This is a genomic window from Mycobacterium gastri (assembly GCF_002102175.1).
GTDB classification, from domain to species: domain Bacteria; phylum Actinomycetota; class Actinomycetes; order Mycobacteriales; family Mycobacteriaceae; genus Mycobacterium; species Mycobacterium gastri.
Genome location: NZ_LQOX01000118.1, coordinates 77,777 through 103,337, shown reverse-complemented (window position 1 = coordinate 103,337; position 25,561 = coordinate 77,777). Strand labels below are relative to the sequence as shown.

Annotated in this window: 23 protein-coding genes and 2 pseudogenes; 18 read left to right on the top strand and 7 right to left on the bottom strand. The window is 66.2% G+C overall.

Going from position 1 to position 25,561, the window contains the following annotated elements:
- The first annotated feature begins 106 nt into the window (after nucleotides 1–106).
- Both AWC07_RS16955 and regX read left to right on the top strand, forming a co-directional pair.
- Nucleotides 107–1,330 carry a sensor histidine kinase gene (locus AWC07_RS16955; RefSeq protein WP_139829741.1) on the top strand — a complete coding sequence of 408 codons (1,224 nt, stop codon included), beginning with the start codon at nucleotides 107–109 and terminating at the stop codon, nucleotides 1,328–1,330.
- Between the two features lie 126 nt (nucleotides 1,331–1,456).
- The gene (gene regX / locus AWC07_RS16945; protein WP_036416774.1) at nucleotides 1,457–2,140 is read left to right on the top strand and encodes a two-component sensory transduction protein RegX; all 684 of its coding nucleotides are present in this window, start codon (nucleotides 1,457–1,459) and stop codon (nucleotides 2,138–2,140) included.
- A 223-nt stretch (nucleotides 2,141–2,363) separates the two neighbouring features.
- On the opposite strand, the gene AWC07_RS16940 is transcribed toward regX, so the two are convergent.
- From AWC07_RS16940 to AWC07_RS16930, 3 genes are read right to left on the bottom strand one after another with little or no spacing between them, the layout of a single operon-like run.
- Nucleotides 2,364–4,232, bottom strand: a complete 1,869-nt coding sequence (locus AWC07_RS16940; protein ID WP_036416771.1) for a GMC family oxidoreductase — start codon at nucleotides 4,230–4,232, stop codon at nucleotides 2,364–2,366.
- Entirely contained in the window at nucleotides 4,229–4,558 is a 330-nt protein-coding gene (locus tag AWC07_RS16935; RefSeq protein ID WP_036416770.1) for a hypothetical protein, read from the bottom strand. Before AWC07_RS16935 ends, AWC07_RS16940 begins: the two co-directional genes overlap by 4 nt.
- Nucleotides 4,555–5,514 carry a hypothetical protein gene (locus tag AWC07_RS16930; protein WP_036416777.1) on the bottom strand — a complete coding sequence of 320 codons (960 nt, stop codon included), beginning with the start codon at nucleotides 5,512–5,514 and terminating at the stop codon, nucleotides 4,555–4,557. Before AWC07_RS16930 ends, AWC07_RS16935 begins: the two co-directional genes overlap by 4 nt.
- Before the next feature lie 44 nt (nucleotides 5,515–5,558).
- On the opposite strand from AWC07_RS16930, the gene AWC07_RS16925 reads away from it, so the two are divergent.
- On the top strand, nucleotides 5,559–6,281 hold the full coding sequence (locus AWC07_RS16925; RefSeq protein ID WP_036419161.1) for a FadR/GntR family transcriptional regulator: 723 nt from the start codon (nucleotides 5,559–5,561) through the stop codon (nucleotides 6,279–6,281).
- A 59-nt stretch (nucleotides 6,282–6,340) separates the two neighbouring features.
- On the opposite strand, the gene AWC07_RS16920 is transcribed toward AWC07_RS16925, so the two are convergent.
- The gene (locus tag AWC07_RS16920; protein WP_036419158.1) at nucleotides 6,341–7,138 is read right to left on the bottom strand and encodes a DUF3109 family protein; all 798 of its coding nucleotides are present in this window, start codon (nucleotides 7,136–7,138) and stop codon (nucleotides 6,341–6,343) included.
- Nucleotides 7,139–7,279: 141 nt separating this feature from the next.
- Here AWC07_RS16920 and AWC07_RS16915 point away from each other — a divergent pair, with 141 nt between their 5' ends.
- The 9 genes from AWC07_RS16915 to AWC07_RS16875 all read left to right on the top strand — a co-directional run bounded on the left by AWC07_RS16915 (nucleotide 7,280) and on the right by AWC07_RS16875 (nucleotide 14,951).
- The gene (locus tag AWC07_RS16915) at nucleotides 7,280–8,314 is read left to right on the top strand and encodes a Ppx/GppA family phosphatase (protein ID WP_036419155.1); all 1,035 of its coding nucleotides are present in this window, start codon (nucleotides 7,280–7,282) and stop codon (nucleotides 8,312–8,314) included.
- Nucleotides 8,311–9,357, top strand: a complete 1,047-nt coding sequence (locus AWC07_RS16910) for a membrane protein (protein WP_036419152.1) — start codon at nucleotides 8,311–8,313, stop codon at nucleotides 9,355–9,357. The genes AWC07_RS16915 and AWC07_RS16910 overlap by 4 nt, the downstream gene beginning before the upstream one ends.
- A gap of 15 nt (nucleotides 9,358–9,372) precedes the next feature.
- Nucleotides 9,373–10,215, top strand: coding sequence for a sugar phosphate isomerase/epimerase family protein (locus tag AWC07_RS16905; RefSeq protein ID WP_036419149.1), 843 nt, complete (start codon nucleotides 9,373–9,375; stop codon nucleotides 10,213–10,215).
- A 1-nt stretch (nucleotide 10,216) separates the two neighbouring features.
- Nucleotides 10,217–11,062, top strand: a complete 846-nt coding sequence (locus AWC07_RS16900) for a thioesterase family protein (RefSeq protein ID WP_036419148.1) — start codon at nucleotides 10,217–10,219, stop codon at nucleotides 11,060–11,062.
- A 28-nt stretch (nucleotides 11,063–11,090) separates the two neighbouring features.
- Nucleotides 11,091–11,963, top strand: a complete 873-nt coding sequence (gene proC, locus AWC07_RS16895; RefSeq protein ID WP_208622435.1) for a pyrroline-5-carboxylate reductase — start codon at nucleotides 11,091–11,093, stop codon at nucleotides 11,961–11,963.
- Nucleotides 11,964–12,103: 140 nt separating this feature from the next.
- Nucleotides 12,104–12,361, top strand: coding sequence for a helix-turn-helix domain-containing protein (locus tag AWC07_RS16890; RefSeq protein WP_036419144.1), 258 nt, complete (start codon nucleotides 12,104–12,106; stop codon nucleotides 12,359–12,361).
- A gap of 181 nt (nucleotides 12,362–12,542) precedes the next feature.
- On the top strand, nucleotides 12,543–12,644 hold the full coding sequence (locus tag AWC07_RS16885) for a 30S ribosomal protein bS22 (protein WP_003402602.1): 102 nt from the start codon (nucleotides 12,543–12,545) through the stop codon (nucleotides 12,642–12,644).
- A 78-nt stretch (nucleotides 12,645–12,722) separates the two neighbouring features.
- The gene (locus tag AWC07_RS16880) at nucleotides 12,723–13,859 is read left to right on the top strand and encodes an SDR family oxidoreductase (protein WP_085105154.1); all 1,137 of its coding nucleotides are present in this window, start codon (nucleotides 12,723–12,725) and stop codon (nucleotides 13,857–13,859) included.
- Between the two features lie 15 nt (nucleotides 13,860–13,874).
- On the top strand, nucleotides 13,875–14,951 hold the full coding sequence (locus AWC07_RS16875) for a lysophospholipid acyltransferase family protein (protein ID WP_036411031.1): 1,077 nt from the start codon (nucleotides 13,875–13,877) through the stop codon (nucleotides 14,949–14,951).
- A gap of 97 nt (nucleotides 14,952–15,048) precedes the next feature.
- On the opposite strand, the gene cmaA2 is transcribed toward AWC07_RS16875, so the two are convergent.
- The 3 genes from cmaA2 to AWC07_RS16860 are packed head-to-tail and all read right to left on the bottom strand — an operon-like array spanning nucleotide 15,049 to nucleotide 17,460.
- A complete protein-coding gene (gene cmaA2 / locus AWC07_RS16870; protein ID WP_036411029.1) occupies nucleotides 15,049–15,957 on the bottom strand; it encodes a cyclopropane mycolic acid synthase CmaA2 in 909 nt (302 codons plus the stop codon).
- A gap of 33 nt (nucleotides 15,958–15,990) precedes the next feature.
- Nucleotides 15,991–16,491 (bottom strand): FAS1-like dehydratase domain-containing protein, encoded by a 501-nt coding sequence (locus AWC07_RS16865; RefSeq protein ID WP_036411027.1) that lies wholly within the window; start codon nucleotides 16,489–16,491, stop codon nucleotides 15,991–15,993.
- A gap of 45 nt (nucleotides 16,492–16,536) precedes the next feature.
- On the bottom strand, nucleotides 16,537–17,460 hold the full coding sequence (locus AWC07_RS16860; protein WP_036411025.1) for an HAD family hydrolase: 924 nt from the start codon (nucleotides 17,458–17,460) through the stop codon (nucleotides 16,537–16,539).
- 180 nt (nucleotides 17,461–17,640) lie between these two features.
- On the opposite strand from AWC07_RS16860, the gene AWC07_RS16850 reads away from it, so the two are divergent.
- The 6 genes and pseudogenes from AWC07_RS16850 to AWC07_RS16825 all read left to right on the top strand — a co-directional run bounded on the left by AWC07_RS16850 (nucleotide 17,641) and on the right by AWC07_RS16825 (nucleotide 25,551).
- Complete coding sequence (locus tag AWC07_RS16850; RefSeq protein WP_167380093.1) at nucleotides 17,641–18,231, top strand: (2Fe-2S)-binding protein; 591 nt, start codon at nucleotides 17,641–17,643, stop codon at nucleotides 18,229–18,231.
- Nucleotides 18,232–18,234: 3 nt separating this feature from the next.
- On the top strand, nucleotides 18,235–19,212 hold the full coding sequence (locus AWC07_RS16845) for an FAD binding domain-containing protein (protein ID WP_036411023.1): 978 nt from the start codon (nucleotides 18,235–18,237) through the stop codon (nucleotides 19,210–19,212).
- A complete protein-coding gene (locus AWC07_RS16840; RefSeq protein WP_036398691.1) occupies nucleotides 19,209–21,386 on the top strand; it encodes a xanthine dehydrogenase family protein molybdopterin-binding subunit in 2,178 nt (725 codons plus the stop codon). Before AWC07_RS16845 ends, AWC07_RS16840 begins: the two co-directional genes overlap by 4 nt.
- A 243-nt stretch (nucleotides 21,387–21,629) precedes the next feature.
- On the top strand, nucleotides 21,630–22,073 hold the full coding sequence (locus tag AWC07_RS16835) for an MmpS family transport accessory protein (protein ID WP_244187614.1): 444 nt from the start codon (nucleotides 21,630–21,632) through the stop codon (nucleotides 22,071–22,073).
- Nucleotides 22,070–24,955 (top strand): annotated as a pseudogene (locus tag AWC07_RS16830) (MMPL/RND family transporter); the annotation flags it as partial. The gene AWC07_RS16835 and the pseudogene AWC07_RS16830, both read left to right, overlap by 4 nt.
- A 258-nt stretch (nucleotides 24,956–25,213) precedes the next feature.
- Nucleotides 25,214–25,551: pseudogene (locus AWC07_RS16825) on the top strand (glutaredoxin family protein).
- Nucleotides 25,552–25,561: the final 10 nt, after the last annotated feature.

The window sequence follows — 25,561 nt, the reverse complement described above, 5'->3', positions numbered from 1 at the left end:
CAACGCGTGAACGGTAGCCGAACACCTGTGGCGATTGGTGTGACTTGTCCGATTTCGGCCTCGCTCGGCTAGGGCCGCGTTCACCGGAGTTTGTAGGATTTTGGTTGTGACTGTGTTCTCGGCACTGTTGCTGGCCGGGGTGTTGTCCGCGCTAGCGCTGGCCGTAGGTGTTGCGGCGGGAAACCGCCTGTCGCAGCGGGTCGCGCGGCGCCGCCAGCAAGCGGCCACCGAGCGGGCCGGGATCACCGTCGCGCAGATGCTGCAGCGCATCGTCGCCCTGATGCCGATGGGTGCGGCGGTGGTGGATGCCCATCGCGATGTCGTCTATCTCAACCATCGGGCCAGGGAGCTGGGCCTGGTGCGCGACCGGCAGCTCGACGACCAAGCCTGGCGGGCCGCGCAGCAGGCGCTGGGCGGTGACGATGTCGAGTTCGACCTGTCACCCGCCAAGCGTGCGGCCGGCCGCTCCGGGCTGTTGGTGCACGGGCATGCCCGGTTGCTGAGCGAGGAAGACCGCAGGTTCGTCGTGGTCTTCGTCCATGACCAGTCCGACTATGCCCGGATGGAGGCGACCAGGCGCGACTTCGTCGCCAACGTCAGTCACGAGCTCAAGACCCCGGTTGGCGCCATGGCCCTGCTTGCCGAAGCTCTGCTCGCGTCGCCGGACGACCCCGACACCGTTCGGCGGTTCGCTGAGAAAGTGCTCATCGAGGCCAATCGACTGGGCGACATGGTCGCGGAGCTGATCGAGCTGTCCCGGCTGCAGGGCGCCGAGGGGCTGCACAATGTGACCGACGTTGACGTCGATACCATTGTGTCCGAAGCGATTTCACGTCACAAAGTAGCCGCGGACACTGCCGACATCGAGGTTCGCACCGATGCGCCCAGCGGGCTACGGGTGCTCGGTGACCAAACCCTGCTGGTTACCGCGCTGGCCAACCTGGTCTCCAATGCGATCGCCTATTCACCACGCGGGTCGCTGGTCTCGATCAGCCGGCGCCGCCGCGGTGACAACGTCGAGATCGCCGTCACCGACCGCGGAATCGGGATCGCCCTCGAGGACCAGGAGCGGGTCTTCGAGCGGTTCTTCCGGGGCGACAAGGCGCGCTCGCGGGCCACCGGTGGCAGCGGGCTGGGACTGGCCATCGTCAAGCACGTCGCCGCCAACCACAACGGCAGCATCGGCGTGTGGAGCAAGCCGGGAACCGGGTCCACGTTCACGTTGTCGATTCCGGCAGCGGAGTGCGATGACAGCGAGCTATCTGACCAACTGCGGGCGCGCGAGGCGCGACCCAACAGGTCACAACGAGAGGAAGAGCTGAGTCGATGACCCGCGTCGACGACGATGCAGTGCGAAGCAATGAGGTGGGGGTACCGCCCGCTTGCGGGGGAGAGCGGCGCTGATGACCCGCGTCGACGACGATGCAGTGCGAAGCAATGAGGAGGAGCGGCGCTGATGACCAATGTGTTGATCGTGGAGGACGAGGAGTCGTTGGCCGATCCGCTGGCGTTTCTGTTGCGCAAGGAGGGCTTTGAGGCGACGGTGGTGACCGATGGTCCCTCGGCGCTGGCCGAGTTCGACCGGTCCGGCGCCGACATCGTGCTGCTCGATCTGATGCTGCCGGGGATGTCGGGCACCGACGTGTGCAAGCAGTTGCGTGCCCGGTCCAGCGTTCCGGTGATCATGGTGACGGCTCGGGACAGCGAGATCGACAAGGTGGTCGGACTCGAGCTGGGCGCCGACGACTATGTGACCAAGCCCTATTCGGCACGCGAGTTGATCGCCCGAATCCGCGCGGTGCTTCGCCGCGGCGGCGACGACGACGCCGAATCCAGCGACGGCATCCTGGAGTCCGGGCCGGTGCGCATGGACGTCGAGCGCCACGTCGTCTCGGTGAACGGCGACGTCATCACCTTGCCGCTCAAGGAGTTCGACCTGCTGGAATACCTGATGCGCAACAGCGGGCGGGTGTTGACCCGCGGCCAGCTGATCGACCGGGTCTGGGGTGCGGACTACGTCGGCGACACCAAGACGCTCGATGTCCATGTCAAGCGCCTGCGGTCCAAAATCGAGGCCGACCCCGCCAACCCGGTGCACCTGGTGACGGTGCGGGGACTCGGTTACAAGCTCGAGGGCTAATCGAGGTTGATTCCGGCTTGAGGTGTGAGTTAGGAGCCGACGGACACGACCAACCAGATCTGCCGGCCACGCACTTGCACCGAAATCACGAGGCGGCGCTTACGCGGGATCGGCAAGATCAACGGACGAAATCAGGTTGGTGCGAACAAGTCTGATAGCGGTTACGCCGCGTCGAGACCTGCGATTGCCCTGTTCGGAGAAGACGAAATGCGCTGGCTCGCGCTCAGCGGTGGGCGCCGGCGATGTTGTCGGCGACGGCTAACGCCAGCGCCATGATCGACACCTGCGGGTTCACCTCCGCGCAGCTGGGCAGGATCGATGCGTCGGCAACCCACACACCGTCGACTCCGCGCAGCCGGCCGCTCGGATCGACGGGACAGATCTGCGGGTCGGCGCCGGCGGCCGCGGTCCCGGTCGGATGGAATGCCGCCAGGTGCAGGCTTGCGGGGTCACTGCGCCGCACCGCCTCCCGCAGCTCGGGCAGCGACGTCACCGCGGTGGCGCCGGGAAGGCCGGTGAGTACCTCGGCCGCCCCGGCCTCGAAAAGCAGCCGGCCGATGGCCTCCATGGCGACTCGCAGCTTGGCGATGTCGGCGCGGGCGATGTCGTAGCGCACCAGCGCCTGCCCCCGCACCGATCGGACCGACCCCACGCCCTGGTCGGCCACCATCGCACCGAAGGTGGCGACCCGAGGCGCCCGATCCAGCCAGCCGAGCAGTTCGGCGCCGTAGCCGGGGAAGACCATCGAGCCCATGCCCGGCGGCGTGGCCGTCGCCTCGATCAGCACCCCGTCGGATTCGTGGAACTCGTGGACCGCCGCGCTTTGCAACACGCCGCGCCAGGCGTACACGTCGTCGTCGAAGCGGCCGGCGAGCATCGTCGCCGGATGCAGCGCGAGGTTCCGGCCGAGCCGGGGATGGCCGCCAAGACCGCTGCGCCACAACAACATCGGCGTCTCGATGGCGCCGGCGGCGACGACGATGGTGTCCGCCAGCACGTCGATTGCGGTGCCGTCGGGCCGGCGGGCGCGCACGCCGCGGGCGCGCCCGTGCTCGTGCAACACCCGTTCCACGCGCGCCCGGGAGACGATCCGCGCCCCGGCCGCGCAGGCCTGCGGCAGCGCGTTGAGGTGTACCCCGAACTTGGCGTTGCGGGGGCAGCCGATCGCGCACTGGCAGCAGCCGCCACAGCCGGGCGCGTTGCGCGGGATGGGCGCTGCCCGCCAGCCCAGCGCGGTGGCGGCCTCGAGCAACAGGTTGCCGTTGCGGCCCATGATGTCCAGCGGAACCGGCGCGACCTGCAGCGTGCGCTCCACCTCGTCGAGGTGGCGGGCCAGCCGGTCCGGGTCCGCCAGGTCAAGCCCGAACTCGTCGCGCCAGCGCCGTTGCACGGCATCGGGCGGCCTAAAGCAGGTGCCGGAGTTGACCACGGTGGTGCCGCCGACCGCCCGGCCCATCGGCAGCACCACCGACGGGCGGCCCAGCGCGATGGTGGCCCCGGCGCCGCGGTAAAGGCCGGCATAGCGGTCGATCGGGTGCGTGGTGCGGAACTCCTCGACCGTCCAGCGCCGCCCCTCCTCGAGCACGACGACGCCGACGCCGGCCTGCGCCAGCGTGCGCGCGGCCATGGCCCCGCCGGCCCCGGAGCCGACGATCACCGCATCGGTGGTCACGACCGAAGGGCTATCGGTCGACGAGGTGACGGTCAGCGCCGCATCCGGGCGCGCCGGGTCATGCCCCTGCGCGCGGGCCAGCAGCTCGTCGGCGTAGGCGTCGGCGCCATTGGCCAGCAGCACGATCGCTTTCAGGCCCTCCACTGCCGCACCCATGTCCGGACCGACGGCAGCGACCCGGCCCAGCACCCGGGCCCGGTCCGCCGGGTTCAATCGCGGCAACGACCGGCCCGTTGTCAGGTAGCTCGCGGCCGCCAGCGACAGCACACCGGCGCGCACCGCCAACCGTTGCGTCGCCGGCAGCTGTTCGACGTAGCGCCCGACGCGCTCGACGAACTGAGCCGGCGCCGGACCCCCGTGCTCGGGCGGTAGCAACGCCGTGCCGAACGCGGCCACGGCCCGGTCGGCCAGCCGGCTCATCGTCGGCGCCCGAACCGTCGACCGAGTTTGATGAAGAAGGGATAGGTCCCGAAGATGCCGCCGGCGGCGGCGTGCAGCGGCCACCCTGCTTCCTCGGTATCCACGTCGAAAACGCCGCTGTTCCACATGAAGTCGCGGCCGTTCTGCGAGCGGAACGGGCGCCACAAGAACCCCAGCCCGGGCACGTTGTTGTAGAGCCCGAACGAGCCGGCGAAGAAGACACCGAGCACGGCGGCTTCGGCGAGATCACGACGGTCTTCGGGCACCCGGCGCTCGATGAGCGCTCCGCTGGCGAACAGCAGCGGCGGGTCCAGGAGAAAACTCATGACGGGTTCCTTTCGTTGACGGCGGGTGCGTCGGCTCCGCGCAACCCGACTTCGGCATGCCCGATGCCCACCACCGACCAGCGCCGGTCGTCGACCTCGATGTAGATGTCGGCCTGTTCGGTGTTGGTGCACACCGCCTTGCCCCCGTCCGGGTCGGTGTATTCCAGGCTCACGCACCTGTCCGGGGGTTGATCGACACGGATCAGTACCTTGCGGCCGCTGATGCGTCCCTCCAGCTGCCAGTGCGCCACGCCGAGCGTGGTGCGCATCCGCAGGGACGGGAAAGGGCTTGCCGGCCAGTCTTTTCCGTCGATGCGGAACCGGACGAACGCCAGTGGCGCAAGCTTGCGCAGTCCCGGCTTGTGCGACACCGCGGTGACGGCCTCCACGACGTCGCCGCCGCCGAGGTCGGCGTGGATCCACCCCCAGCGTTTGGCATTGCCATGCCCGTAGATGTGTGCGACGCCGCCGCGCCAGCCGGTGACGGGATGGGTGGTATTGCCTTCAGAACCCAGGCTCAGCGAGCCGGTGAAGTCGGCGGTGGGGGCGAGCACCACCTGCGCGCCCGGCAACAACTCGCGCTCCCACGCCGCCCGGGGAAACGTCCACAGCGGCGCGCCGGCGTCCTTCCAGGCCAGGTCCCAGGCCAGCGATCCGGCCCGCCCGGTCAGCTTTCCGGGCGCCACCCGGGCGCCGGCGGCGTCGAACCATGCCGAGCCGGCGGCGGGCTGGACCGGTGTCGGCCCGAAACGTTCGGTGCGCGGGGGGTCCTGCGGCGGAAACCAGGTGACCCAACCGTGGGCGTAGGGCGATCCGGTTATCGGCGCCACCGTCTCGCAATGGATCCACAGACCCGCACGCGTCGACGGATCGGACAGGGTGGCGTACCAGACTTCCAGCCGTCCCGCCTTACCTTGCCAGCGCGGGGTTGCCGCCGACAGCAATTCATCATCCACTTGCGTCACCTCCGGTTGATCCGTCCACTATATTGGTTGAGCCAATGAACCAGTCAAGTGTCTTTCAGCCGCCGGACCGTCAGCGCGTCGACGAACAGATCGCCGCGTCGATCGCGGACGCCATCCTGGACGGGGTCTTTCCGCCGGGCTCGACGCTGCCGCCAGAGCGTGACCTGGCGGCGCGGTTCGGGGTCAACCGCACGTCGCTCCGGCAGGGGCTGGCCCGGCTGCAGCAGATGGGCCTGATCGAGGTCAGACACGGCAGCGGCAGCGTGGTACGCGATCCCGAGGGGCTGACCCATCCCGCCGTTGTCGAGGCGCTGGTACGCAAACTGGGTCCGGATTTCCTCGCCGAACTGCTGGACATCCGCGCGGCGTTAGGTCCGTTGATCGGCCGCCTGGCCGCGCAGCGGCACACCCCCGACGACGTCCACGCATTGCGCGACGCGCTGGCAGCCCTGCGCGACGCCGATGGCGCGGCCGGCCGGCAGGCGGCCGATCTCGGCTACTTCCGGGTGCTCATCCACAGCACCCGCAACCGCGCGTTGGGGTTGCTCTATCGCTGGGTCGAACACGCCTTCGGGGGTCGCGAACACGAGCTGACCGGGGCCTACGACAATGCCGAACCGGTCCTGGCCGATCTGGCAGCGATCACCGAGGCGGTGCTCGCGCGCGACCCAGTTGCCGCCGGCGCGGCCGTCGAGGCGTATCTGCGCGCCAGCGCGCTGCGGATGATCGTCGCCTACACCGAGGGATCCGTGCGCTGACTGTTCGCTGTGCTGCGGAGCCGGATAGCGCCGTTGCGGCAAACTGCCCGGCCTGACGGCTACCTCGGCGCCGCGCGCGTCGCAGGGTGGACGGCCACCAGCCCTAACCGGCTGCGGCGTTTACACATTTCGGCGAGCTCCGCATACGCCTTGACGCCGAGCAGTTCGGTCAGCTCGTCGGCCAGGCTCTCCCACACCTGTCTGGTTCCGATATGGGCGGCCGGATCGCCGGTGCAGTACCAATGCAGGTCGGCCCCGCCGGAACCCCAGCCGCGACGATCGTATTCGGTGACGGTGGTTTTCAGGATCTCGGTGCCGTCGGGCCGGGTCACCCACTCCTGACTGCGCCGGATCGGCAACTGCCAGCAGACGTCAGGCTTCATCGTCAGCGGCGCCACGCCCATCTTGAGTGCCTTGGTGTGCAGCGCGCAGCCGGCGCCGCCCTTGAAGCCCGGCCGGTTCAAGAAGATGCAGGCGTCCTTGTGTTTGCGGGTGCGGTACTGCGGTTGGCCGTCGTGCTCGTCGAGTTCCAGATACCCCTTGCGGCCCAGGCCCTTTTCGCGGAACTGCCAGTCCTCGTCGGTCAAGTTCTGCACCGCGTCGTCGAGCCGGGCACGGTCGTCGTCATCGGATAGGAAGGCTCCGTGCGAGCAACACCCGTCGTCTGGCCGGCCCGCCACCGTGCCCCGGCAGGCCGGCGTGCCGAACACACACGTCCAGCGCGAGAGCAGCCAGGTGAGATCGGCCGCGATGAGGTGCTCGGGATTGTCCGGATCGTAGAACTCCACCCATTCACGGGGGAAATCCAGTTCGACCTCTTGCCCCGGATGCACCGGCCTCAGGCGCGAGTTTGCCACGGTTGCAACGTTAGTCCACGGTTCCGGTTGTCCGGGCGGACAACGGCAGCCGCATCCTGCGCGGGCTCTCCCCGCAAGCGGGATGGTGCTTCCGCTCCGGGTCGCTGAGCGACCCGCGTCGTCGCCCGCTAGTTTGATTTCGTGCGATTGGGCGTGCTGGACGTGGGCAGCAACACGGTCCATCTACTGGTGGTAGATGCTCACCGTGGTGGGCATCCGACGCCGATGAGTTCGACCAAGTCCACCCTGCGTCTGGCCGAAGCCACCGACAGCTCGGGCAAGATCACCAAGCGCGGTGCCGACAAGCTGGTGTCGACCATCGACGAGTTCGCCAAGATCGCGGTGAGTTCCGGCTGTGCCGAGCTGATGGCCTTCGCCACCTCCGCAGTGCGGGAAGCCGAGAACTCCGAAGACGTGCTGGCCCGGGTGGACAAGGAAACCGGTGTCGAGTTGCAGGTGCTGGGCGGAGTCGACGAGTCCCGGCTGACCTTCCTGGCGGTGCGACGATGGTACGGGTGGAGTGCCGGCCGCATCGTCAACCTCGACATCGGCGGCGGCTCGCTGGAGTTGTCCAGCGGCGTGGATGAGGAACCCGAGGTAGCGCTGTCGCTGCCGCTGGGTGCTGGCCGATTGACCCGCGAATGGCTGCCCGACGATCCGCCCGGCCGGCGGCGGGTGGCGATGCTGCGTGACTGGCTCGACGCCGAGCTGTCGGACGCCAGTGTGGCCGTTCTGGATGCAGGCAGTCCTGACCTCGCGGTCGCCACCTCGAAGACGTTTCGTTCGCTGGCGCGGCTCACCGGAGCGGCGCCGTCGGCCGCCGGACCGCGGGTGAAACGGATGCTGACGGCCAACGGCCTCAGGCAACTCATATCTTTCATCTCTAGGATGACGACCGCTGACCGTGCGGAACTGGAAGGAGTCAGCGCCGAGCGCGCGCCGCAGATCGTCGCGGGGGCTCTGGTCGCGGAGGCAAGCATGCGAGCGCTGTCGATAGAAGCGGTGGACATCTGCCCGTGGGCGCTGCGGGAAGGTGTGATCTTGCGCCGACTCGACAGCGAGGCCGACGGTACCGCCTTCATGGAAACTTCGCCGGTGGCGACATCGGTGCGCGATGCTGGAGGTCAGGTAGTAGATCGGAATGCTGCTCCCCGATCGAGAGGTAACAAACCATGACTGGACCACATTCCGACACGGAGGACACTAAGCAGATCTCGGTCGCCGAACTACTGGCCAGAAACGGCACCATCGGCGCCCCTGCCGTGACCCGGCGGCGGCGCCGTCGCCGCGGCGATAGCGATTCGGTCACGGTTGCCGAGCTGACCGGCGAAATCCCGATCATTCGCGAGGATCGTCACGAGGACCGGCGCGACAAGACCGAGACCCCCGCGCCTACTGTCCCGGTCGAACCGCCGAGTCAGCCAAAGCCCGGCAAACGGCGCGTCGAGGTTGCCGAGCCGGTCCCGCCGTCGCCTCCACAACCGCAGCCGGTCGCCGCAGAACCGGCAACTGAGGAGCCGGCCAAGGCCAGGTACTGGTCCGAGCCCGAACCACGCTGGCCCAGATCCGAGCCGATCGCCCGACGCGCGTCGGGCCCCGAGCGCAGCGAATATCCGCGACCCCTGCGTCACACCGAAGAAAGCGACATCTCCGAGGAGCAGTCCGGTGCCGAGCACATGAGTCCCGACCCGGTCGGCCACTACGTCGACACCTCGGTGGACGCGATAGACGTTGCGGTAGACGAGGCCGAACCGGTCGCCGACGAGACGGCCTACGTGCGTTCCTACCTACACGATGTGGACGGCGCCGCGGAGCGGACCCTGTTCGGCGGACAGTCGCTGGCCGACGAGGTTGCCCGGCGGCGGGGCGAGGCGGCCCCGGCGGTGTTCGACGCCGAGCGGCTCGACAGCGACCGTGCCGACAAAACAGGTTCCGGCCGTGCCCCGGGCGCGCTGGTGGCCCTGTGGCGCGGCACGGTGGTGGTGCTGCAGTCAATTCTGGCCGTCGTGTTCGGCGCCGGCCTGTTCATCGCCTTCGACCAGCTGTGGCGATGGAACAGCATCGTGGCATTGGTGCTCTCGGTCTTAGTGATCCTCGGGCTGGTGGTCGCGGTGCGAGTAGTCCGTAAGACCGAGGACATCGCCAGTACGTTGATCGCGGTTGCGGTCGGCGCGCTGATTACCTGGGGACCGTTGGTGCTATCCCTGCAAACAGGCTAGGCGCACCGAGACACAGTGCGTCCAGCAATCAAAGTCGGCTTGTCGACGGCTTCGGTGTACCCGCTGCGGGCCGAAGCCGCATTCGAGTACGCGGCCCGACTCGGCTACGACGGAGTCGAGCTGATGGTGTGGGGCGAGTCGGTCAGCCAGGACGTCGACGCGGTCAAGAGGCTGACGCGACGCTACCGCGTGCCGGTGCTGTCCGTGCACGCGCCGTGCCTGCTGATCTCGCAGCGGGTATGGGGTGCCAACCCGATTCCCAAGCTGGAGCGCAGTGTGCGGGCCGCCGAACGACTGGGTGCCCAGACGGTCGTGGTACACCCGCCGTTCCGGTGGCAACGGCGCTACGCCGAGGGGTTCGGCGAGCAGGTCGCCGCGTTGGAAGCGTCCAGCGACGTGATGGTCGCCGTCGAAAACATGTTTCCGTTCCGGGCGGACCGGCTTTTCGGGGCCGGCCAGTCACGGGAACGGATGCGCCGGCGCGGCGGTGGTCCGGGTCCGGCGATTTCGGCGTTCGCGCCGTCCTACGACCCGCTGGACGGCAATCACGCCCATTACACGCTGGACCTCTCGCATACCTCGACCGCCGGCACCGATGCGCTGGATATGGCCCGCCGGATGGGCCCGGGACTGGTCCATCTGCACCTGTGCGACGGCAGCGGGCTGCCCGCCGACGAACACCTGGTGCCCGGCCACGGCACGCAGCCCACCGCTGAGGTGTGCCAGTTGCTGGCGGGTGGCGGCTTTACCGGCCATGTGGTGCTGGAGGTGTCCACCTCCTCGGCGCGTTCGGCGAGTGAGCGGGAATCCATGCTGGTGGAGTCCTTGCAGTTCGCCCGGACCCATCTGCTGCGGTGATATGAGCGCGATGTTCACCACCGCGATGGCGCTGCGGCAGGTCGACGCTGCCGCCGCTCACGCGGTGTTTCATGGCGAGCTGAACCGGCACTGGACGATCGGTCCCAAGGTGCATGGCGGCGCGATGATGGCGCTGTGTGCCAATGCCGCCCACATCGCTTATGCAGGGGCGGCACCACAGCCGGCGCTGCAACCGGTGGTCGTGTCGGCAAACTTCCTGTGGGCGCCGGATCCGGGAGCGATGCGACTGGTGACGTCGATCCGCAAGCGGGGCCGCCGGATCGGCGTGGTCGACGTCGAGCTGACCCAGGGTGAGCGCACCGCGGTGCACGCCGTCGTCACGCTGGGCGAACCCGAGCACCAGGGGCGTGGCGTGGCGACCCCGCTGCTGTCGGCGAACCCGGTCGTGGATCTGATGGCACCCGAACCTCCCGACGACGTCGCGCCGATCGGACCGGGCCACCGGCTGGCCGGACTGGTGCACCTGGGAGAAGGCTGCGACGTTCGGCCGCTGCTGTCGACGCTGCAGCCCAATACCGACGGCCGGCCGCCGGTTATCCAGATGTGGGCGCGCCCGCGCGGGGTGGCTCCTGATCCGCTGTTCGCGCTCATGTGCGGGGATTTGTCGGCGCCGGTCACCTTTGCCGTGGACCGCACCGGCTGGGCGCCGACCGTCCAGCTCACCGCCTTCCTTCGGGCACTGCCCGCCGATGGCTGGCTGCGGATCATCGCTACCTGCACGGAGATCGGACACGACTGGTTCGACGAGGACCACGTCGTCGTCGACAGTATGGGCCGCCTGGTGGTGCAAGCACGTCAATTGGCAATGGTCCCGGCCGCTCGCTAGCGGTCCGGGGTCTGCGATGCTGTGCGGCATGGCAAGAATCGCGATCATCGGTGGGGGCAGTATCGGCGAAGCGTTGCTGTCGGGTTTGCTGCGCGCGGGCCGGCGGGTCAAGGACTTGGTCGTGGCCGAACGGATCCCCGAGCGCGCCAAGTACCTGGCCAGCACCTACGCGGTGCTGGTGACCTCGGTCAGCGATGCGATCGAGAACGCGACGTTTGTGGTCGTCGCGGTGAAACCGGCCGACGTCGAGACGGTGGTGGGGGACTTGGCGGCAGCGGCCGCGGCTGCCGGCAGCGACAGTGTCGAGCAGGTGTTCGTCACGGTCGCCGCCGGTGTCAGCACGTCCTACTTCGAATCCAAACTGCCGGCGGGCACGCCGGTGGTCCGGGCGATGCCGAACGCTGCCGCGCTGGTAGGAGCCGGGGTCACCGCGCTGGCCAAGGGGCGGTTCGTCACCCCGCAACAACTGGATGAAGTCTCGTCGCTCTTCGATGCCGTCGGCGTCGTGCTGAACGTTCCGGAGCAGCAGTTGGACGCGGTGACCGCGTTGTCGGGCTCCGGGCCGGCGTATTTCTTCCTGCTGGTCGAGGCCCTGGTCGACGCCGGCGTCGCGGTGGGCTTGAGCCGTCAGGTGGCCACCGAGCTGACCGCCCAGACCCTGGCCGGGTCGACGGCGATGCTGCTGGAGCGGATGGAGCAAGAGCGTCCGGCCGCCGGCGAGCCGGCGGGGTTGCGGGTGGACACCACGGCGCTGCAACTGCGGGCGTCGGTCACCTCCCCCGGCGGGACCACCGCCGCCGCGCTGCGCGAGCTGGAAAAAGGCGGGTTTCGGGGGATCGTCGACGCGGCCGTCCAGGCCGCCAAAAGCCGCTCTGAGCAGCTCAGAATTACATCGGAATAATTCGGGAATTTTGAACTGATTTCCTCTCACCAGTACCAATAACCCCACTAGTCCCGCTATTCTCCTCTTTGTATGCACGTGTGGGTGCCAGCGGAGGGGAAGCCGCTGGCATTGCGCGTGCCTGACATGATTGGGTTGCGATGACGTCAACGAACGGGCCATCAGCACGGGATTCCGCAGGTAAATCGGTGCAGGACAGCGGCACGGGGGGAGGCCAGCAGGCCGGCACTCAATTCCTCACGGTGGCCGAGGTGGCTTCGCTGATGCGGGTCTCGAAGATGACCGTGTACCGGCTGGTGCACAACGGCGAGCTGCCCGCGGTCCGGGTCGGGCGGTCTTTCCGGGTGCATGCCAAGGCCGTCCACGACATGCTGCAGACCTCGTACTTCGCCGGCTAGCCGACAGCGCCGCGGGTCCGAGCGGGCCGCCACGGGCCTGCCTCGGCAGGCCCGGCGGTCACCAATCGGCGCCGGTTTGGTGTTGGGTGCGGCGGGCTGGGTAAAGTGACTGGGTCCTAGGTAGTCATTGGTAGTCCCTTGTAAATCATTGACAAGCGGTCACGGTCAGGTAGCGGAGTCCATGGGTTCAGTAATCAAGAAGCGGCGCAAGCGAATGTCGAAGAAAAAGCACCGCAAGCTGCTGCGCCGCACCCGGGTACAGCGCAGAAAACTCGGCAAGTAAGGCTCGACCGGCCCCAGTTGACGCGTACCGTCACCGGCTTGTAACGCTGCTGTCTCTCGTCGCCGCTAGGCTGTCGGGGTGAACTCATCGAGCGGCCAGGGGGGCGGCGCCGGAGGAATCGGCGGCCGCAATGACGACACCGTGCAGTACCCCAAGGTGGTGCTGGTTACCGGTGCGTGCCGGTTTCTGGGCGGTTACCTCACCGCCCGGCTGGCGCAGAACCCGTTGATCAACTCGGTGATCGCGGTGGATGCGATCGCACCCAGCAAGGACATGCTGCGTCGCATGGGCCGAGCCGAGTTCGTGCGCGCCGACATTCGAAATCCCTTCATTGCCAAGGTGATTCGAAACGGCGATGTCGACACGGTGGTCCATGCCGCGGCGGCTTCCTACGCGCCACGGTCCGGGGGAAGTGCGGCGTTGAAGGAAATCAACGTGATGGGCGCCATGCAACTGTTCGCGGCTTGCCAGAAGGCGCCGTCGGTTCGCCGCGTCGTGCTGAAGTCCACGTCCGAGGTTTACGGCTCGAGCCCACACGACCCGGTGGTGTTTACCGAGGACAGCACCAGCCGTCGGCCCTTCCGCGAGGGTTTCCCCAAGGACAGCCTCGATATCGAGGGCTACGTGCGCGGGCTGGGCCGGCGCCGGCCCGATATCGCGGTGACCATTTTGCGGCTGGCCAACATGATCGGCCCGGCGATGGACACGACACTGTCGCGATATCTGGCGGGGCCGCTGGTCCCGACGATCTTGGGCCGCGATGCACGATTGCAGCTGCTCCACGAGCAGGATGCGCTGGGTGCCCTGGAGCGCGCGGCGATGGCCGGCAAGGCCGGCACGTTCAACATTGGCGCAGACGGCATCATCATGCTGTCGCAGGCGATCCGCCGGGCGGGCCGAATCCCGCTGCCGGTACCGGGGCTTGGCGTCTGGGCACTTGATTCGCTGAGGCGAGCTAATCGCTACACCGAACTCAATCGTGAACAATTCGATTATTTGAGTTACGGCAGAGTGATGGACACCACCAGAATGCGTTCGGAACTCGGCTATCAGCCCAAGTGGACGACGGCCGAGGCTTTCGACGACTACGTTCGGGGCCGCGGCCTAACTCCCATTATCGATCCGCATCGGGTACGCTCCTGGGAGGGTCGCGCGATCGCGTTAGCGCAACGGTGGGGAACCCGGAAGCCAATTCCATGGGTGGGGGTCAGGTAGATTTGGGTAGCTATCGTGGCGGGTGAGACCAGAGCGAATGTCATTCCACTGCACAGTAATCGGGGTCGGGTAGCAGCGCGTCGCCGTGCCGGTCAACGCGCCGACGCGTCCCATGAGCACCCGTCGTTGCTGTCCGATCCGAACGGCCGGGCATCGGCCGAACAGATCGCCGCAGTGGTCCGTGAAATCGACGAGCATCGTCGTGCCGCGGGTGCGACCGGGGTTCCCGGGTCGGGCGAAGCGCCCCTCAGCGATCTTGCGCAGCGTGTCGCCGCGGTCGCCGGATTCCTGCGGCAACGACTGACCGGTGATTACAGCGTCGACGAATTCGGATTCGACCCGCATTTCAATAACGCGATCGTTCGGCCTTTGCTGAGGTTTTTCTTCAGGTCATGGTTCCGCGTGGAAGTCAGCGGAATCGAGAACCTTCCCAGCGATGGCGCCGCGCTGTTGGTGGCAAACCATGCCGGAGTGTTGCCGTTCGACGGGTTAATGCTTTCGGTGGCGGTTCACGACGAACATCCCGCCCACCGGGATCTGCGGCTGCTTGCCGCCGACATGGTGTTCGACCTGCCCGTGGTGGGCGAGGCCGCCCGCAAGGCGGGGCACACCATGGCCTGTACCACCGACGCGCACCGGCTGCTGGCCTCCGGCGAGCTCACGGCCGTGTTCCCCGAAGGTTACAAGGGCCTGGGTAAGCGCTTCGAAGACCGTTACCGGCTGCAGAGATTCGGACGCGGCGGCTTCGTATCGGCGGCGCTGCGTACCCGGGCGCCGATTGTGCCGTGCTCGATCATCGGGTCCGAGGAGATCTACCCGATGCTCACCGACGTCAAATTGTTGGCGCGGCTGTTCGGTTTGCCCTATTTCCCGGTCACTCCGCTGTTCCCGTTGGCCGGCCCCGCCGGGCTGGTGCCGCTGCCGTCGAAATGGCGCATCGCATTCGGGGAGCCGATCCACACGGCCGACTACGCGACCACCGACGCCGAGGACCCGATGGTCACCTTCGAGTTGACCGATCAGGTGCGTGAAACCATTCAGCAGACGCTGTATCGGCTGTTGGCCGGGCGCCGCAACATCTTCTTAGGCTGAGGCTTCGTTAGTCCGCGCGAGAGTGACGCCACGGCGAAAATCCGGGCCGGAATTCGTCGTGGCGTCACGTTCGCGACTGAAAGCACAATGCGGAGCGCTACTTCACCAGTGTGAACTGGCAAACATCGGTGTAGTGGTCGCGGAACAGGTCCGAGCAGCCCCGCAGGTAGTGCATGTAGATGTCGTAGGTCTCCTGCCCCTTGAGGGCGATCGCCGCATCCTTGTGCGCCTCGAGCGCATCGGCCCACGCGTTCAGCGTCGGAACGTAGTTGGCGCCGATGCGGTGGTAGCGCTCGACCTTCCAGCCGGCGTTGGACGAGTAGTGGTCGACCTGCGAGATCTTGGGCAGCCGACCGCCCGGGAAGATCTCGGTCAGGATGAACTTGATGAAGCGCAGCAGGCTCATCGGCGACGTCAAGCCGAGCTCCTTGGCCTCGTCGGCATCGGGGATGGTGATCGTGTGCAGCAGCATCCGGCCGTCGTCGGGTGTCAAGCTGTAGTACTTCTTGAAGAAGGTGTCGTAGCGCTCGAACCCGGCGTCGCCGGCGCCGTCGGCGAAGTGCTCGAACGCGCCGAGTGACACGATCCGGTCGACCGGCTCGTCGAATTCCTCCCAGCCCTGGATCCGCACCTCTTTGCGGCGGGGGCTGTCGATCTCTTCGAACTTGGCCACGTCGTGGGCGTACTGGTTCTCGCTGAGCGTCAGGCCGATCACGTTGACGTCGTACTCCTGCACCGCGTGGCGCATGGTGGCGCCCCAGCCGCAGCCGATGTCGAGCAGCGTCATGCCCGGCTCGAGGTTCAGCTTGTCCAGGGCAAGTTTGCGTTTGGCGTACTGCGCCTCTTCCAACGTCATGTTGGGGCGCTCTTCGAAGTACGCGCAGCTGTACGTCATCGACGGGTCAAGCCAAAGCTTGAAGAACTCGTTGGATTTGTCGTAGTGGGAACGGACTGCTTCGACCGGTGGCTTGAGCTGCGTGCCACCAGTTTCACCGTGGGACGTCATTGAACGGACCCTACCTTCTTGTTTCAACTTGTTTCAAATAGCTGCAATTGCCGCCACGGTGGCATCGGCCTCGGCCTCGTGGTGCGCTGCTTCCCCCAACATGGTGACGACGCCGGTGGCGACCGGCTTTCCGTCGGCATCTGTGACTTCACTTCGAATCTCGGCTAGCACCGTGCCGTGTGACTCGATCACAGAGTCTAGGTAAGTATGGAAGAACAGCTTGTCGCCGGCCAGGATCGGGCGGTGGAACCGGAATTTCTGGTCGCGGTGGAAGACCCGGGCGATGTTGATCGGAATGCTGAATTTGGTGAAAATCTCCATCTGCACGCGCCGCCCGGCCACCGCCAGGAAGGTCAGCGGGGCCACCAATGCGGGATAGCCCGCCTCGGCCGCGGCCGCCTCGTCGTAGTGCGCCGGGTGCTCGTCGTTGACCGCGGCCGCGAATTCGCGGATCTTCTCCCGTCCGACTTCGAAGTAGTCCGGGGCGCGGTAATTCTTGCCGATGAGTCCTTCGGCTTCCTGGGGGAGTGTCATGCCGCTGCGCTCTCTGCTCGAATGTGTGCTCAGCGGCGCAGCTTATCAGCGTGATTGGCGTCGGGACGCTAGAGCGGCCAATGCGCCACCGGCCGCGCCCAGCGCCAGGGCCGACGGCACCCCGATCCGGGCGGCCTTGCGCGCGGTTCGGAAATCCCGAATTTCCCATCCCCGTTCGCGGGCCAGACTGCGCAGGCGTGAATCCGGGTTGATGGCTACGGCGGTGCCCACCAGCGACAGCATCGGCACGTCGTTGTAGCTGTCGGAGTAAGCGGTGCAGCGTTTGAGGTTGAGGCCTTCCCGGATGGCCAGCGACCGAACCGCGTGAGCCTTGCCGGTGCCGTGCAGGATATCGCCGACCAGCCGGCCGGTGAACACCCCGTCGACGGACTCCGCGACAGTGCCTAAAGCGCCGGTCAGGCCGAGCCGGCGGGCGATCGTGGCCGCGAGCTCGTACGGCGTGGCGGTGATCAGCCAAACCTGCTGACCGGCGTCGAGATGCATCTGGGTGAGCTCGCGGGTGCCCGGCCAGATCTTGTCGGCGATGAATTCGTCGTAAATCTGCTCGCCCAGGTTCACCAGCTCGGCCACCGAACGGCCCTCGATGAAGGCCAGTGCCTTGCGCCGCCCGGCTGCGACGTCATCGCTGTTCTCCACGCCGAGCAGCTGGAACTTGGCCTGCGCATAAACGAAGCCCAGGACATCGCGGTAGGTGAAGTAACGACGGGCGGCCAGCCCTCGGCCGAAGTGCACCGCCGATGAGCCCTGGACCAGGGTGTTGTCCACATCGAAGAACGCCGCGGCGGTCAGATCGATCGGCGGCTGCGGACGATCCTCGGCGGCGGCAGCGGCGGTGGCGCGCAGGCCGTCGAGGGCGCGTTCGGCGCTGGCGTTTGCGGCCACCGACTCCAGGTCGGCGCCAGGGATGCGATTCGAGGCGCCCAGATCACCCAGATCAGAGGAAGCCATCAGAAACCTCTCACAATCGCGGTACCCGGCCGGTGGGCGACACCGTGGCCAACACTGCGGCCAACATAAACCCTATCCGGCAAATGTGTTGGGGAGGTTTTCCAGGCTGGCACGAGACGAACACGGGCCGGGATCCGAGTTTATCAACGATGTTGCGAGCTGCACTTCTACAGTGGATCCGTGGACGACCGACTTGGGTTTCGAGTCAATCGCCGGACGTTCGTGAGTGCCTCCGTCGCCGTGGGCGGTGTCGTCGCCGTCACTACCGTTGCCGGATCCGAGCGAACCGTCCAGGACGAAGTTCACACCGCTGTGGTGCGGGCCGAGATCAACGGCGAACCTCGAGAAATCGCCGTCGACAACCGCACGTCGCTGCTGGACATGCTGCGCGAGCGGGCGGGACTGCCCGGCACCAAGAAGGCCTGCGACCACGGCGCATGCGGTGCCTGCACGGTGCTGGTCGACGGTCGGCGGATCAACTCCTGCCTGACTCTGGCAGTCATGCACGAGGGTGCGCAGATCACCACCATCGAGGGCTTGGCCGGTTCGGGCGGCGGACTCCATCCGCTGCAACAAGCGTTCATCGACGAGGACGCCTTCCAGTGCGGCTACTGCACTCCCGGGCAAATCATGTCCGGCGTGGGTTGTATCGCCGAAGGGCACGCGGGCTCGCCCGCGGAAATACGAGAGTGGATGAGCGGCAACATCTGTCGTTGCGGTGCCTACACCAACATCGTGAACGCGGTCGCAACCGTGGCACGAGACCGGTAGCACGTGTTCCCGTTCCACTACCTCAAGGCCGCCGACGAACAGGCGGCGTTGCGGGCAGCGGCTGCCGGTGCCCGTTATATCGCCGGGGGCACCACGCTGGTGGACTTGATGAGGGAATCGGTCGAACGCCCCGATTCGCTGGTCGACATCAACGCGCTTCCGTACCGCTGGATCGACGTGCAGCCGGAAATGATTCGCGTCGGATCTCTGGTGCGGATGTCCGACCTTGCCGCGCACCCTGTCGTCCGGCACCAAGTCCCGGTGATCAGTCAGGCCCTGGAGCTCAGCGCCTCCCCTCAGCTGCGCAACATGGCATCGATCGGCGGCAATCTGCTGCAACGCCCGCGGTGTCTGTATTTCCGCGACGTGTCGGCCGCATGCAACCGACGCGCCCCGGGCACCGGCTGCTCGGCGATCGACGGACGTAACCGCACCCACGCAATCCTCGGTACCAGCCGGCACTGCAGCGCTACCCACCCTTCAGACCTCGCGGTTGCGCTGATTGCATTGGACGCCGTCGTCGTCAGTCGGGGGGCCGCCGGGCAGCGGCGATTTGCGTTGGCGGAGCTCTTCCGCCAGCCAGGTGACTCACCGCACTGCGAGCACAACCTCGATCCGGGCGAGCTGATCGTCGGGATCGAGGTACCTCTCGGGCCGGAGGCCCGCCGGTCCGGATATCTCAAGGTGCGCGATCGCCAGTCATACCAATTTGCGCTGGCCTCGGCGGCCGTGGCACTCGACATCGTCGCCGGCACGATCCGCAGCGCGCGGGTCGCTGTTGGCGGCGTCGCCACCGTCCCGTGGCGGTTACCGGCCGTCGAAAGGGAGCTGCGGGGCCGCCCGATCGACGCGGGCCTGTTCCGCCGCGCCGCCGAACTTTCGGTTGCCGGCGCCCAACCGTTGCGGGAGAACGGTTTCAAGGTCGAACTTCTCCAGCGCACCGTCGAAAAGCAGTTGGCCACGGTGGCGGCACTGCCATGACCCACGCATTCACCGCCGCGCAGATCGTCGCCGGCCAGCCGGTCAGCCGGGTGGACGGCCCGCTGAAGGTGACCGGCAAGGCCAGCTACGCCGCCGACAACCAGATTCCCGGATTGCTCTACGCCGCACTGGTCTGCAGCACGGTGGCATGCGGCGGGATCAAGCGCATGGACGCCGGTGCCGCGTTGCGGCAGCCCGACGTGCTCGCCGTGCTGACCGACTTCACCGGGGTGAAGCTGCCCTTCGACACCGGGCTGGTGTCCTTCTTCGGACAGCCGGTCGCCGTGGTGATCGCGACAGCGGTCGAGTCGGCGCTCCACGGGACGGAACTGGTCGACATCCGGTATTCGAGTCGGCCGCCGTTGACCGATATTGATGCGGCACAAGCGGTCAAGCGACCCGGCCGGTTCATCCGCGACTATTCGCGCGGGTTTGCCGATCAGGCGATTGCTCGCACCTCGGTGATGACGGACCTGCGGTTCAGCATCGCGCGCAACGATCACAACCCCATGGAGATGCCGGCGACGATTGCCACCTGGGAGCGCGACCGGCTCACGGTATGGGACAAGGTGCAAGACATCAGCGCAGCCCAACAGTTCTATGCCGACGCCTTCGGCCTACCCACAGATCACGTCCGGCTGATCTCGCCGTTCGTGGGCGGTGCGTTCGGTAGCGCCAGCCGGACCTGGCCGCATCAAGTGCTGACCGCTTTCGCGGCTCGCCGGATGCGACGACCCGTCAAGCTGGTTTTGACTCGCAGGCAGATGTACAGCGCAATCGGATACCGGCCTACCAGTCGGCAGCGCTTGGCGATCGGGGCAGACGAATCCGGGCGTCTCAGGGCGATGATCCACGAAGGGCACACGGAGACGGCCAGGTACGCAGACTATGAGGACGGACTGGTCCGCAGTCCGCGACTGCTCTACCGCGTCCCCAACATGCGTTCGACGTATCGCGTGGTGCCGTTGGACGTCGGCCTGCCCTGGTTCATGAGGGGCCCCGGCGCCGTCACCGGAGCATTTGCGCTCGAGTGCGCCATGGACGATCTGGCGCACCGCCTGCGCATGGACCCGATCGAATTGCGGATGCGCAACGAACCCGATGTCGACCAGACCAACGGAATGCCGTTTTCCACCCGGCGGCTTACCGAATGCCTGACCCGGGGCGCGGCGAGGTTCGGATGGGATCGGCGCAATCCGGCGCCCGGCGCCACCCGCGAGGGCGATCACTTCGTCGGGATCGGGGTGGCGGCCGCGGCCTATTACACGTATCGCAGCCAATGCGCTGCGATCGCAAGGGTTTTCGCCGATGGCACCGCCGAGGTGCAATGCGGAACCAGCGACATGGGGCCCGGGACCTATACGTCGATGACGCAGGTCGCCGCGGATGCCCTCGGAATGCCGCTGAGCCGGGTGCGGTTCGCGTTGGGTGATAGCAGTTTTCCGCCGGCACCCCCGCACTCGGCCTCCCGAACCATGGCCAGTGTGGGTTCTGCGGTGTATACCGCCGCGAACATACTGCGCGACAAGTTCATTCGCACGGCGGTCACCGACCCGCGATCCCCGCTGAGCGGCCTGCGTCCGGAGGACGTGGTGGTTGTCGACGGCCGCATGTTCGCCACGGCTTTCGGGGCCGGGGCCGCGCGCGGCGAGTCGTATCAGGACCTGTTGCTTCGCCGCGGCTGGTCCGGTTTGGATTCACAACAGACCTGGACGCCGGACGACGCCGACCGCCGATACTCCACTTACAGTTACGGAGCCGTATTCGCCGAGGTCGTCGTCGACCGTTTACTGCCGACGGTACGGATCCGCCGCATGTTTGCGTGCTACGACGCCGGCCGGGTGATCAATCCCAAACTCGCACACAGTCAGGCGATTGGGGGCATGGTCGGCGGGATCGGGATGGCGTTGCTGGAGCGGACGGAGCTGGATTACCGCGACGGCCGGATAGTCAATGCGAATATGTCGGATTACCTGGTTCCGGTCAACGCCGACGTTCCCGCGCTGGACGCGACCTTTTTGCCGGCCGAGGATACGATTGCCGACCCGATCGGGGTCAAGGGGCTCGGCGAGTTGGTGATCGTCGCGGTACCCGCAGCGATCGCCAATGCCGTGTTCAACGCCACCGGCAGACGCGTCACCGATTTGCCCATCACCCTGGAGAAGCTGCTGTGACCCGTCGGATCCGGCCGCCGCCCGGGGCACCGGTAACGAGGTTTGTCTGAAATCCGAAATGCATTTAGCAAGTCGGCGGTAGCGTCTACGCTGCGAACGCAGGATTAGCACGCACGTGGAGATTTCGGGAGGTTCAGATTCGCGCAATGGGCGCTCTCGAGCACACTCCTTGATTGGGGCGAGCCGGGGGCGACGCACCCGATGCCGCAGTCTATGGTGTGGACCCGGTGGCGGAGCACGAGGGTGAGGATGAGTCCGGTTACCAGCGTTGTGAAACGAATGTGGTTGCTGTTGGCCGTCTCAGCCGTGGCGATTGTCGCGGCGCTCGGTATTTATCGGCTGCACCGGGTCTTCGGCGCGCATGAGCATCCCGCCGTGATGGCCAAGGCCGTTATCGATGTCCCGCTGTTCAACCCGAAGCAAGTGATCTACGAAGTTTTCGGCCCCGCCCCGACCGCGAGGATCGCCTACCTGGACCCCGACGCCCACGTGCTGCAGCTGCCGGACGTGCCGCTGCCGTGGTCGCAGACGGTCACCACGACGCTGCCCGCGGTCAGTGTGAACCTGATGGCGCAGAGCGCTGCCGACACCATCGGCTGCCGGATCATCGTGAACGGCACCGTCAAGGACGAAAGGTCGGTCACCAGACCCAAAGCCCTGACCTTTTGCCAGGTGACATCGGCATGAGCGAACGGGATGGCGCAGCGGCGCCGAAGCGCCCGCTTCTGCCGCGATTGATCCACCGTTTTGCGGTGCTGATCCTGTTGTTATGGCTGGGATTTACCGCGATCGTCAATCTCGCCGTTCCGCAGCTGGAAGCGGTGGGAAAGGCCCACTCGGTATCGATGAGCCCCAGCGACGCGCCGTCGATCGAGGCGATAAGGCGCGTCGGCCAAGTATTCAAGGAGTTCGACTCCGATAATGCCGTGACCATTGTGCTGGAAAGCGATGAGCCACTCGGCGATGAGGCGCACCAATTTTACGGCGAGTTGATGAAAAGGCTTTCGGCTGATACCAGGCACGTCGCGCACATTCAGGACTTCTGGGGTGATCCGTTAACCGCCGGGGGATCGCAGAGCGCGGACGACAAAGCCGCGTATGTCGTCGTGTACCTCGTCGGTAGCAATGAGACCCAAGCGTACGCATCGGTGCACGCCGTGCGGCGTATCGTGGACAGCACACCGCCGCCGCGGGGGGTCAAAGCCTATGTCACCGGTCCGTCGGCATTGAATGCGGACCAGGCCGAGGCCGGGGACAAAAGTATCGCCAAGGTTACCGCGATCACCAGCCTGGTGATCGCGGTGATGCTGCTTTTCATTTACCGCTCAGTGGTCACTGCGTTTCTGGTCTTGATCATGGTCGGGATTGACCTGGGGGCAATCCGGGGGACCATTGCATTTCTCGCCGACCACAACGTATTCAGTCTGTCCACCTTCGCAACCAATCTGCTGGTCCTGCTGGCCATTGCGGCCACCACGGACTACTCGATATTCATGCTCGGTCGTTACCACGAAGCGCGCAACGCCGGCGAGGATCGCGAGACCGCTTTCTACACGATGTTCCATGGGACCGCCCACGTGATCTTGGGCTCCGGATTGACCATTGCCGGCGCCATGTATTGCCTGAGCTTCGCCCGGCTCCCGTATTTCAATACACTCGGCCCGCCCTGCGCGATAGGCATGCTTGTCGCGGTCTTCGCGGCCCTTACGCTTGGGCCCGCCGTGCTGGCCATCGGCAGTTTCTTCAAGCTTTTCGACCCCAAACGGAGAATGAACACCCGGCGATGGCGGCGCGTGGGAACGGCAATCGTCCGCTGGCCGGGGCCGGTTCTTGCCGCGACCTGCGTGATCGCATTTATCGGGCTGCTGGCGTTGCCCAGCTACAAGACGACATACGATCTGCGCAAGTTCATGCCGGCCAGCATGCCGTCCAACGTCGGGGATGCGGCGGCGGGCCGGCATTTCTCGCGGGCCCGGCTGAACCCCGAGGTGCTGATGGTCGAGACCGATCACGATATGCGTAATCCGGTGGACATGCTGGTGTTGGACAAGATTGCCAAAAACATTTATCACAGTCGCGGCATCGAACAAGTCAAAGCGATTACCCGGCCGTTGGGAACAACCATCAAGCACACCTCGATACCGTTCATCATCAGCATGCAGGGTGTGTCGAACACCGAAAACATGCAGTTCATGAAGGCGCGCATGGACGACATGCTGGTGCAGGTACAGGCGATGGATGTCTCCATTGCGACCATGCAGACCATGTACGAACTCATGGGTGAAGTCATCGATAATACCGTCGACATGGATCACCTCACCCACGATCTGTCGAATATCACCAACACATTGAGAGATCACATCGCGGATTTCGAAGACTTCTTCCGGCCGATTCGCAGCTACTTTTACTGGGACAAACATTGCTACGAGATCCCGGTCTGCTGGTCGATCAGATCAATATTCGACATGATCGACAACGTCGACCAGATGAGCGAGAAACTGGAATATCTGGTCACCGACATGGATATTCTGGTGAAACTCCTGCCGCAAATGCGCGCCCAGATGCCGCCGATGATAGACACGATGACGATCATGCGGGACATGTTGGTTGTCTGGCACGGGACGTTGCAGTCGTTCTATGACGAGTCCGATTCGGGTAGCAAGGATCCCGGCGCGATGGGCCGGGTCTTCGACGCCGCGCAGATCGATGACTCCTTCTATCTGCCGCAGTCGGCCTTCAAGAATCCCGACTTCCAGCGCGGCCTCAAGATGTTCTTGTCGCCGGACGGCAAAGCGGCCCGCTTCATCATTGCCCTGGAGGGGGATCCCGCGACATCGGCCGGTATCGCCCGGGTCGAGCAGATCAAGGATGAGGCGCGGGAGGCCATCAAAGGCACTCCGTTGCAGGGTGCCGCGATCTATCTGGGTGGTACTGCGGCGACGTTCCGCGACATTCAAGAGGGCGCCACCTACGACCTGCTGATCGCCGGAGTGGCCGCGATCAGCCTGATCGTGATCATCATGATGCTCATCACCCGAAGTGTCGTCGCCGCGGCCGTCATCGTCGGGACGGTGCTGCTGTCCATGGGGTCCTCTTTCGGCCTGTCGGTGCTGGTATGGGAGGACATCTTCGGCATCGAGTTGTACTGGCTGGTATTGGCGATGTCGGTGATCCTGCTGCTGGCCGTGGGATCGGATTACAACCTGTTGCTGATCTCACGGCTCAAAGAAGAAATCGGAGCCGGGCTCAATACCGGGATCATCCGCGCGATGGCCGGCACCGGCGGAGTGGTGACGGCCGCCGGCATGGTGTTCGCCGTGACCATGTCCCTGTTCGTGTTCAGCGATCTGCGGATTATCGGTCAGATCGGCACCACCATCGGGCTGGGCTTGTTGTTCGACACGTTGATCGTGCGCTCGTTCATGACACCGTCCATTGCCGCGTTGCTGGGACGCTGGTTCTGGTGGCCGCAGCGAGTGCGGCCGCGCCCGGCGAGTCGGATGCTGCGGGCCTACGGGCCTCGCCGGCTGGTTCGCGCCCTGCTGCTGCCGCCCAACGGCACATCGGCAGCCGGGGACCGGCGCGAGGGCGTCGTCGGTCCCGGCGGGGCCCGATCATCGATGTCGGCACCCGACGAGACGGCACCCCGGCATTTCGACCACGCCGACGATTCGGGCGCCACCGGCCAACGCCACTGGCAAGCCCGCGACACCGACCCCGAACCCGCGCCCTAACGGACCCCGCGCCCGGTAAGGCGCGCTTCGCCGTGCACTCGAGAACCCGACGAGTCCGCATCCCGCGGCACCCGGAATGCCACACTGGTGCCCATGACGCCGTCAGCACCGCTGTCCGGGCGCCGGCAGGTGGAGCTGCTGACCCGCGACGGCTGCACGATCTGCCTGCGAGTACACGCGCAGCTGGCCGAGCTGTCCCGGGAGCTGGGGTTCGAGTTGGTCAGCACCGACGTCGACGCCGTGGCCGCGGCCGGCAATACCGGCCTGCGGGCCGAGTTCGGCGACCGGCTGCCGGTGATCTTGCTCGATGGTCGCGAACATAGCTATTGGGAAGTCGACGAAGCCCGGCTGCGCGCTGATCTGGCCGGCTGAGAAGGCGCTGGCAGGTCGCTCAATTATTTGGTAGCCCACCTGACAAGCGTCTACCGTAGAAGGCAGTTC

Coding starts and splice junctions, on each gene's coding strand:
- regX (WP_036416774.1), top strand. CDS start 1,457: ATGACCAATGTGTTGATCGTGGAGGACGAGGAGTCGTTGGCCGATCCG.
- AWC07_RS16940 (WP_036416771.1), bottom strand. CDS start 4,232: ATGAGCCGGCTGGCCGACCGGGCCGTGGCCGCGTTCGGCACGGCGTTG.
- AWC07_RS16935 (WP_036416770.1), bottom strand. CDS start 4,558: ATGAGTTTTCTCCTGGACCCGCCGCTGCTGTTCGCCAGCGGAGCGCTC.
- AWC07_RS16925 (WP_036419161.1), top strand. CDS start 5,559: ATGAACCAGTCAAGTGTCTTTCAGCCGCCGGACCGTCAGCGCGTCGAC.
- AWC07_RS16910 (WP_036419152.1), top strand. CDS start 8,311: ATGACTGGACCACATTCCGACACGGAGGACACTAAGCAGATCTCGGTC.
- AWC07_RS16900 (WP_036419148.1), top strand. CDS start 10,217: ATGAGCGCGATGTTCACCACCGCGATGGCGCTGCGGCAGGTCGACGCT.
- proC (WP_208622435.1), top strand. CDS start 11,091: ATGGCAAGAATCGCGATCATCGGTGGGGGCAGTATCGGCGAAGCGTTG.
- AWC07_RS16890 (WP_036419144.1), top strand. CDS start 12,104: ATGACGTCAACGAACGGGCCATCAGCACGGGATTCCGCAGGTAAATCG.
- AWC07_RS16885 (WP_003402602.1), top strand. CDS start 12,543: ATGGGTTCAGTAATCAAGAAGCGGCGCAAGCGAATGTCGAAGAAAAAG.
- cmaA2 (WP_036411029.1), bottom strand. CDS start 15,957: ATGACGTCCCACGGTGAAACTGGTGGCACGCAGCTCAAGCCACCGGTC.
- AWC07_RS16865 (WP_036411027.1), bottom strand. CDS start 16,491: ATGACACTCCCCCAGGAAGCCGAAGGACTCATCGGCAAGAATTACCGC.
- AWC07_RS16860 (WP_036411025.1), bottom strand. CDS start 17,460: ATGGCTTCCTCTGATCTGGGTGATCTGGGCGCCTCGAATCGCATCCCT.
- AWC07_RS16840 (WP_036398691.1), top strand. CDS start 19,209: ATGACCCACGCATTCACCGCCGCGCAGATCGTCGCCGGCCAGCCGGTC.